At 60.0% G+C, this 8,652-nt stretch carries 8 protein-coding genes; 3 read left to right on the top strand and 5 right to left on the bottom strand.

All coding sequences use genetic code 11. The annotated features are described in order from the left end of the window. The 3 genes from PMI29_RS03415 to PMI29_RS03425 form a co-directional block, all read right to left on the bottom strand. Positions 1 to 385, bottom strand: a 385-nt coding sequence (locus tag PMI29_RS03415; RefSeq protein ID WP_008003255.1) for an ABC transporter permease subunit, incomplete at its 3' end; no start/stop codon positions are given. Next, a complete protein-coding gene (gene tcyJ / locus PMI29_RS03420) occupies positions 385 to 1,185 on the bottom strand; it encodes a cystine ABC transporter substrate-binding protein (RefSeq protein ID WP_008003254.1) in 801 nt (266 codons plus the stop codon). The genes PMI29_RS03415 and tcyJ, both read right to left, overlap by 1 nt. 302 nt (positions 1,186 to 1,487) lie before the next feature. Continuing rightward, positions 1,488 to 2,480: a D-cysteine desulfhydrase gene (locus PMI29_RS03425; protein WP_008003253.1), complete on the bottom strand. Its 993-nt coding sequence runs from the start codon at positions 2,478 to 2,480 to the stop codon at positions 1,488 to 1,490. Between the two features lie 190 nt (positions 2,481 to 2,670). On the opposite strand from PMI29_RS03425, the gene epsC reads away from it, so the two are divergent. Together epsC and betT are read left to right on the top strand one after the other, a co-directional pair. Beyond that, positions 2,671 to 3,597 (top strand): serine O-acetyltransferase EpsC, encoded by a 927-nt coding sequence (gene epsC, locus PMI29_RS03430; protein WP_007983137.1) that lies wholly within the window; start codon positions 2,671 to 2,673, stop codon positions 3,595 to 3,597. Between the two features lie 406 nt (positions 3,598 to 4,003). Further along, positions 4,004 to 5,965 carry a choline transporter BetT gene (gene betT / locus PMI29_RS03435; protein ID WP_162130689.1) on the top strand — a complete coding sequence of 654 codons (1,962 nt, stop codon included), beginning with the start codon at positions 4,004 to 4,006 and terminating at the stop codon, positions 5,963 to 5,965. A 24-nt stretch (positions 5,966 to 5,989) separates the two neighbouring features. Here the strand turns inward: betT and PMI29_RS03440 are convergent, their stop codons facing one another. After that, entirely contained in the window at positions 5,990 to 6,250 is a 261-nt protein-coding gene (locus PMI29_RS03440) for a hypothetical protein (RefSeq protein WP_008003249.1), read from the bottom strand. Positions 6,251 to 6,487: 237 nt separating this feature from the next. Between PMI29_RS03440 and mgrA the strand changes: the two genes are divergently transcribed. Continuing rightward, positions 6,488 to 7,525 carry an L-glyceraldehyde 3-phosphate reductase gene (mgrA, locus tag PMI29_RS03445; RefSeq protein WP_008003247.1) on the top strand — a complete coding sequence of 346 codons (1,038 nt, stop codon included), beginning with the start codon at positions 6,488 to 6,490 and terminating at the stop codon, positions 7,523 to 7,525. 144 nt (positions 7,526 to 7,669) lie between these two features. On the opposite strand, the gene tauD is transcribed toward mgrA, so the two are convergent. Continuing rightward, the gene (gene tauD, locus PMI29_RS03450; RefSeq protein WP_008003245.1) at positions 7,670 to 8,512 is read right to left on the bottom strand and encodes a taurine dioxygenase; all 843 of its coding nucleotides are present in this window, start codon (positions 8,510 to 8,512) and stop codon (positions 7,670 to 7,672) included. Positions 8,513 to 8,652: the final 140 nt, after the last annotated feature.

Genomic DNA, 8,652 nt, shown 5'->3' with positions numbered 1-8,652 from the left:
GGGTCATGCCGATACTGGCAGCCGCTTCCCACTGGCCGCGCTCGATGGAGCTGATCGCGGCACGCAGGATTTCGCAGGCGTAGGCGGCCATGTTCAGCGAGAAGCCGATCAGGGCTGCCGGCAGTGGATCAAGCTCCAGACCCAATTGCGGCAAGCCGTAATAGATCACGAACAGTTGCACCAGCAACGGCGTGCCGCGAAAGAACGACACGTAGATGCGGGCGATCCAGCTCACCAGTTTGAAGCGCGACAGACGCATCAGCGCCAGGCCGAATCCCATCACCAGGCCGAAGAACATCCCGCCCAGGCTGAGGATCACCGTGTAGTACGCGCCCTTGAGCAGGAAGGGCACGGAGTCCAGTGCGAGTTGGAAAGCTTCTTCCATTATTGAGTGACGTCAGCGTTGAAGTATTTTTCCGAGAGCTTTTTCAGGGTGCCATCGGCGCGCAGCTTGTCGATTGCCTTGTTCACCGCGGCCAGCAGTTCAGGCTCGCCTTTGCGCAGGGCAATGCCGGCTTCCTGACGGGAGAACGCGTCACCGGCGGCGGTGGTGTCCTTAGCCTTCTTGGCGTATTCCAGTGCGGCCAGGCGGTCGATCAGAATGGCGTCGATACGGCCGACACGCAGGTCCTGGAACTTGGTCGGATCATCTTCGTAGGTGCGGATGTCAGCGGTCGGCACGTTGGCTTTCACCCACTCTTCGTAGTTGGTGCCCAGGCCTACGCCGACTTTCTTGCCAGACAGGTCAGCGGCGGACTTGATGTGCAGATCGGCGGCCTTTTTCGTCAGCACCAGCGCCTGAATACCGGAAACGGTGTAAGGCTCGGAGAAGTCATACTTCTTCTTGCGCTCTTCGGAGATGGTCACCTGGTTGATCACCGCGTCCAGACGCTTGGATTCCAGCGCCGCGAGGATGCCGTCCCATTTGGTCGGTTGCAGTTTGACTTTGACACCCAGCTCTTTGGCCAGGGCTTCGGAGAACTCGACTTCGAAGCCGGCCAGTTTGCCGTCGGCGTCGACGAAACTGAACGGTGGGTAAGTGCCTTCCAGGCCAACGTTGATCACGCCGGCGTCTTTGATTTTTTGCAGTTGCTCACCGGCAACGGCTTGGCCAATCAGGCCAGCGCTCAGAGCCAGGCCCAGCGAGCCCACCAGCAGATTGCGACGTAGTGCGGAAAAATTCATGACAAGCCCCTGTGTTTTCTTATGGAAGACGCTTTTGCGAAAATTTGGCGAAATCGGGAGTTAAGCGACAGCGCTATCCTGCCTTAAAGCAGCGTATGCGTCTCTCGGGAAATTCGCCTGTAGCATGACTATATGATGGCGTTTTTAGATTGGAAAATAATAATTCTTCTTCTGGTTATTCCATTTTGGAATAGTTTGCGTTTTTACTGTAGGAGCGAGCTTGCTCGCGATGGTCCTCAACGATAACGCTGGCAACCTGACACCCCGCGGTGCCCTGTCGTCCATCGCGAGCAAGCTCGCTCCTACAGAAAATCCTTGTAGGCAAACAGCGCCGGAGCCCCGCCGGTGTGCAGGAAGATAATCGGGCCGTCGTCGAAACGCTGACGACCAATCCCGTCGAGCAACCCGGCCATGGCCTTGCCAGTGTAGACCGGGTCCAGCAGCAGGCCTTCCTGACTCGCCAGCAGCTTCACCGCCGCCAGTGTGCCGGCATTCGGCTCGCCATAACGCGGGGCGAAATATTCGTCCCATAGCTCGACGTTGAATGCCGCCGGCAGACTCACCCCCAACAACTCCGCAGTGCGTTCAGCCAAACCTTGAACCTTCGGCCGCTGGTCTTCGTCGCTGCGCGAAACCGTCACGCCGATCACTGGCAGATCCGGCAGTGCTTCACTCAAGGCCAGTGCCAGACCGCTGTGAGTACCGGCGCTGCCCGAAGCCAGAACCACGGCGGAGAAGGTCAGGCCGGTGTCCTTGATCTGTTCGGCCAGTTCCAGCCCGGCGCGCACGTAGCCCAGGGCGCCCAGTGCATTGGAACCACCGATCGGCACCAGATACGGCTTCTTGCCGTTGCTGCGCAGTCGGACGGCCAGGGCTTGCAGTTGTTCGTCGGCGTTGTCGAGGTTTTCCACCAGTTCGACCTTGGCATCGAACAGGTCGAGCAGCAGTCGGTTGCCATTGCCGGTGTAATTGCTGTCATCGGTGCCGAGGGGGTTTTCCAGAAGAGCTACGCAGCCCAGGCCCAACTTGGCGGCAATGGCGGCGGTCTGGCGCACGTGGTTCGATTGCAGCGCCCCCGCCGTGATCAAAGTGTCGGCGCCCTGGGCCAAGGCATCGGCGGCCAGGTATTCGAGTTTGCGCAGCTTGTTGCCGCCCATCGCCAGCGGCGTCAGGTCATCGCGTTTGACGTACACGTCGCGACCCAGCCAGGTCGACAGGCGTTCGAGTTTTTCCAGGGCGGTGGGTTGACCGAGCAGGTCGAGGCGGTTAAAGCGGGCGAGCTGTTGTTTGATCATGGGTCCGTACTGGCCGTTGAAGGTCTCAGGACTATAGGCACGCCCAAAAGCCTGGGCAACCGCCAATCGCTTATAGCCAATCGTACTGAGCACAGCACTATTGGTTCTTAATTTGCCTTGCAACCCTTGCCGTAAAGTAATTGCCGTCAGTGCGGCCAGACAGTCCGGTCGCCCGTGAGGAGTTTTTACCGTGAGTGAGCGTTCCAGCCATTGGCAATTGCAGACCATCGTCAGCCAGCTGCGCACCGCGCGTGAGCAATGGCGAGCGCAAAATGGCCGGGCCAGTACCGAGCAGGGCGGTCGCGAGCTGCCCTCCCGTGCGGCCATGGCAGAGATTCTCGAAGCCCTGTGCGGTGCGCTGTTCCCGATGCGCCTGGGGCCGGTGGACCTGCGTGAAGAGAGCGAAGACTTCTATGTCGGTCACACGCTGGATGTGGCGTTGAATGCGCTGTTGGCCCAGGCGCGGCTCGAATTGCGCTACGCCGCTCGCCACAGTGCCCAGGCCGATACCGAAGTCGAAGCCAAAACCATCCAGATCATTCAGGACTTCGCCCTCGCCCTGCCGGGGTTGCGCAGCCTGTTGGACACCGACGTGCTGGCGGCCTATCACGGCGACCCGGCCGCGCGCAGTGTCGATGAAGTGTTGTTGTGCTACCCGGGGATTCTGGCGGTGATTCATCATCGTCTGGCTCACCATTTGTACCGTGCCGGGCTGCCGTTGCTGGCGCGTATCAGCGCGGAAATCGCCCACTCGGCCACGGGTATCGACATTCACCCCGGCGCGCAGATCGGCCGCAGTTTCTTCATCGACCATGGCACTGGCGTGGTGATTGGCGAGACGGCGATCATCGGCGAGCGCGTGCGGATTTATCAGGCCGTGACGTTGGGCGCCAAGCGCTTCCCGGCAGACGAAGACGGTCAGTTGCAGAAAGGCCAGCCGCGGCATCCGATTGTCGAGGATGACGTGGTGATTTATGCCGGGGCGACGATTCTCGGGCGGATCACCATCGGCCAGGGCTCGACCATTGGCGGCAACGTCTGGCTGACCCGCAGCGTGCCGGCGGGCAGCAACCTGACCCAGGCGAATCTGCAGCATGATGATGGGGCGCAGAAGTAGGCTCCTGAATCTTCTTTGACTGGTCTGGCCTCATCGTCGGAACGCCGCCCGGAGCAAGCTCGCTCCCACAGTGGATCTCTGCTGAACACAACGGTTGTGACCGGCATTGAATCCTGTGGGAGCGAGCTTGCTCGCGATTGGATTTCAAGCCGAATCGAGTCGCCAATCCCGCACCAGATCCTCCCTTGAGCTAGCGTACAACCAGTACCGCCGAGCCCTGCGATTAGTCCTTAGCCCCCTATCCATGTTTAACTTGAACGTTCATTCAAGTTAAACCGGCGGTTCGCTGCCCGCTCACAACAGGAGGCTTGCCTTTGCTGAGTCCGATTTCTACAGCCACGTTTTACCCCTTCGAGGTGCACCGAACATGAGTGCATCGTCCATCCCTCCAAGCGGCCTGATCCGCATGAATCCGCCGGTGTTCTGGTTCTCGGCGAGTTTCATTCTGTTGTTTGGTGTCGTTGTCATCGCCATGCCCGAACAGGCCGGTGCCTGGTTGCTGGCGGCGCAAAACTGGGCGGCCAACACGGTTGGCTGGTATTACCTGCTGGCGATGACCCTGTATCTGGTCTTCGTGGTGGTCACCGCCTTGTCCGGCTACGGCAAGATCAAGCTCGGTGCCGACCACGACGAACCCGAATTCAGTTATCTGTCCTGGGCCGGCATGCTGTTCGCCGCGGGGATCAGCATCACCCTGTTTTTCTTCTGCGTGTCCGAGCCGCTGACCCACATGTTGCAACCGCCCCAGGGCGAGGCCGGCACAGCGGATGCGGCGCGTCAGGCGATGCAGATATTGTTTCTGCACTGGGGCCTGCATGGCTGGGGCGTGTTCGCCTTTGTCGGCATGGCGCTGGCCTATTTCGCCTACCGGCATAACCTGCCGCTGGCCCTGCGCTCGGCGCTGTATCCGCTGATCGGCAAGCGCATCAATGGCCCCATCGGCTATGCGGTGGATGGCTTCGGCATCATCGCCACGGTGTTTGGCCTTGGCGCCGACATGGGCTTTGGTGTGTTGCACCTCAACTCGGGCCTGGACTACCTGTTCGGCATCGCCCACACCCAATGGATTCAGGTCGGCCTGATCACCCTGATGATGGGCGCGGCGATCATCGTCGCCGTATCCGGCGTCGACAAGGGCGTGCGGGTCATGTCCGACATCAACATGCTGCTGGCCTGTGCGCTGTTGCTGTTCGTGTTGTTCGCCGGCCCCACGCAGCATTTGCTCAATACCCTGATCCAGAACCTCGGCGATTACCTCGGCGCCTTGCCGATGAAGAGTTTCGACCTCTACGCCTACGACAAACCCAGCGACTGGCTGGGCGGCTGGACAGTGTTCTACTGGGCCTGGTGGATCGCGTGGTCGCCGTTCGTGGGCTTGTTCATTGCGCGGATTTCCCGTGGCCGCACCATCCGCGAATTCGTCTTCGGCGTGCTGCTGATTCCGCTCGGGTTCACCCTGGCGTGGATGTCGATTTTCGGTAATAGCGCCATCGATCAAGTGCTCAACCACGGCATGAGTGCGCTCGGCATGTCGGCCATCGACAATCCGTCGATGACGCTCTATCTGCTGCTGGAAACCTACCCGTGGAGCAAAACCGTCATCGCGGTGACGGTGTTCATCAGTTTCGTGTTCTTCGTCACTTCCGCCGACTCTGGCACCGTGGTGCTGTCGACGCTGTCCGCCAAGGGCGGTAGTCCCGATGAAGACGGGCCGAAATGGCTGCGGGTGTTCTGGGGTGCGATGACCGCATTGGTGACCAGTGCATTACTGTTCTCGGGCAGCATCGATGCGTTGAAGTCGGCGGTGGTCCTGACCTCGCTGCCGTTCTCGTTGATCTTGCTGTTGATGATGTGGGGGCTGCACAAGGCGTTTTATCTGGAATCGCAGAAAAAGATTGCGCAGATGCATTCACTGGCGCCGGTCTCGGGTTCCCTGCGTGGCAAGGGCGGCTGGCGTCAGCGCCTGAGTCAGGCGGTACATTTTCCGTCACGGGACGAGGTCTATCGCTTCCTCGATACGACGGTGCGTCCGGCGATTGAAGAAGTGTCTGCCGTGTTCATCGAAAAGGGTTTGCACGTAGCGACCCACCCGGACCCGGCCAATGACAGCGTCAGCCTGGAGATCGGCCATGGCGATCAGCATCCGTTTGTTTATCAAGTGCAGATGCGCGGCTATTTCACGCCGTCTTTTGCCCGCGGCGGCATGGGTTCCAAGCAGCTCAACAATCGCCGTTACTATCGGGCCGAAGTACATCTGAGCGAGGGCAGTCAGGACTACGATCTGATGGGGTACACCAAGGAGCAGATCATCAACGACATCCTCGACCAGTACGAACGGCACATGCAGTTCCTGCACCTGGTGCGTTGATCGCAGGCAGGGCGCCGGGGCTTTTCAGCTCTCGGCGCTCAGCACCATGAACAACACCAGCGCCGCCACCGGAATGCTGAACACCATCGTGCCGATCCCCAGTTCTGTACTCAACGACTGGCCGGCGGTCACCACGCCGACGGCGCCGTTGATCACTGTCAGCGCCAGCCACAGGATCACGAAACTGTAGGTGAGTGTCTGGCGGTTGAAGCCGAGTTTCTCGCCGATGAACAGCATCAGGGCGAGCAAGGCCAGGCCGAAGGTGATGATGATTGTGGTGTGCATGACTGGTTCCGTCCTGGTGATAGGTATTGCCTCTTCATTGCTTTGGCGACTTTGTTCCTGTCGACCCTGATCACGCAAGCCTGTCGCTGTTTTGTTCAATTCTCCGGGCAAATCAATTTTCTGTGAAACGTTTCAGCAATTCATCGAGTCTCAGGTTTTTTGCCGTTGATCCGGGCGTATGCTGGGCGACTGGCGAAGCAGTCGATACCAGATTCAAGACCGACAAGAGAGGATTCGATGACTTACACCGCTGCCGAAAACCGCTATGACGCCATCCCTTACCGCCGCGTAGGCCGCAGCGGTCTGGTGTTGCCGGCGCTGTCGCTGGGCCTGTGGCATAACTTCGGCGACAGCACGCCGATCGATACCCAGCGCGCGTTGTTGCGCACGGCATTCGACCTGGGCATCAACCATTTCGACCTGGCCAACAACTATGGCCCGCCGTATGGGAGCGCCGAGATCAACTTCGGTCGTTTGCTGCGTGAAGACTTCAAGCAGTACCGTGACGAACTGATCATTTCCAGCAAGGCCGGTTGGGACATGTGGCCCGGCCCTTACGGTCAGGGCGGCGGTTCGCGCAAGTACGTGCTGGCCAGCCTCGACCAGAGCCTTCAACGTCTGGGCGTGGACTATGTCGACATCTTCTATTCCCACCGTTTCGACCCGGACACCCCACTGGAAGAAACCGCCAGCGCACTCGCGACAGCAGTGCAACAGGGTAAGGCGCTGTACATCGGCATCTCGTCTTATTCCGGGGTGAAAACCCGTGAAATGGCCGCGTTGCTCAAAGAATGGAAAGTCCCGTTGCTGATCCATCAACCGGCGTACAACCTGCTCAATCGCTGGGTTGAAAAAGACCTGCTGGATACCACCGACGAACTCGGCACTGGCGTGATTGCCTTCACGCCACTGGCCCAGGGCTTGCTGACCGACAAATACCTCAACGGCGTGCCGGCGGATGCGCGGGTCAATCGTCCGGGTGGAGGCTCGTTGCAGGCGTCGCACTTGTCTGACGCCAACATCGCTCAGGTTCGCGCGCTCAACGAAATTGCCAGGCGTCGCGGTCAGAGTCTGGCGCAACTGGCGCTGGCGTGGACCCTGCGCGACCCTCGGGTAACTTCGGCGCTGATCGGTGCGAGCCGGCCGGAGCAGATCATCGAGAACGTCGGGGCATTGAAGAATTTGAGCTTCAGCATGGAAGAACTGGCGGAGATTGACCGATTTGCCCAGGAGGGCGGGATCAATCTTTGGGAGAAGCCTTCGATGGCTGAGTAAGAGTCAGGCGCCGGGTCTTCTGGTGCCTGTCCCGGCCTCATCGCGACCAAGCTCGCTCCCACAGGTTGGTGGTCGACACAAATCCAATGTGGGAGCGAGCTTGCTCGCGATGAGGCCTGAACAGGCAATGAAGATGTCAGGGGTTCACTTAAAAAACGGCACATCCCCCAACACCGTCGCCCGCTGCATCACCCGCCGCGCCGGGCGGTAATCGTCTACCGCGTAATGCTGGGTCACGCGGTTATCCCAGAACGCAATGTCGTCCTGCTGCCAGCGCCAGCGAATGGTGAATTCCGGCCGCGTGGCGTGGGCAAACAGAAACTTCAGAATCGCCTCGCTCTCGGTTTCCGACAACTCGTTGATCTTCGAGGTGAAGCCTTCGTTGACGAACAGCGAGCGCCGTCCGCTCACCGGATGCGTGCGGATCACCGGATGCGACAGTGGCGGATTCTTGCGCCGTGCTTCTTCCCACTGGGCCAGCGCCTCGGGCGTGTTGCCATAGCGCTCCAGCGGGAACGAACGGGTGAAATCGTGGGTGGCGGTCAGGCCTTCGAGCAAGGTTTTCATCGGTGCCGACAAGGCTTCATACGCCGCGATGCCGCTGGCCCACAATGTGTCGCCGCCAAACTCTGGCAGCAGCTTGGCACTGAGCACCGCGCCCATTGCCGGGGTCGGCAGGAAGGTCACGTCGGTGTGCCAGATCGCGTTATCGCGCACGTCGGTGACGGCGGTATCGAGGATCAGCACTTGCGGTTGTTCCGGCACATTGGGGTAGATCGGATGAATGTGCAGGTCGCCGAAATAGGCGGCGAATCGTGCTTGTTGCTGCGGTGTGATCGGCTGGTCGCGAAAGAACAGGACTTGATGCTTGAGCAGGGCCTGCTCAATGGCATCGCGTTGTTCTGCGCTCAGCGGCTGGCTGATGTCGATGCCGCTGATTTGCGCGCCGAGGGCCGAGCTTAAGGGGACAATGGTTGGGTGGCTCATGGTGGTTCTCATTGATCCGGGGTGTCGAGCTTTTGTGGGAGCGAGCTTGCTCGCGATAGCGGACTGTCAGGCGACACAAGTGTTGAACGTGCAGCCGCCATCGCGAGCAAGCTCGCTCCCACAGGGGTACTCACAGGGCA

Origin of the sequence: Pseudomonas sp. GM49, assembly GCF_000282355.1 — a bacterium.
In the GTDB taxonomy this organism is placed as follows: domain Bacteria; phylum Pseudomonadota; class Gammaproteobacteria; order Pseudomonadales; family Pseudomonadaceae; genus Aquipseudomonas.
The sequence above is the reverse complement of the archived record's forward strand: the minus strand, read 5'-3'. Positions and strand labels throughout refer to the sequence as shown.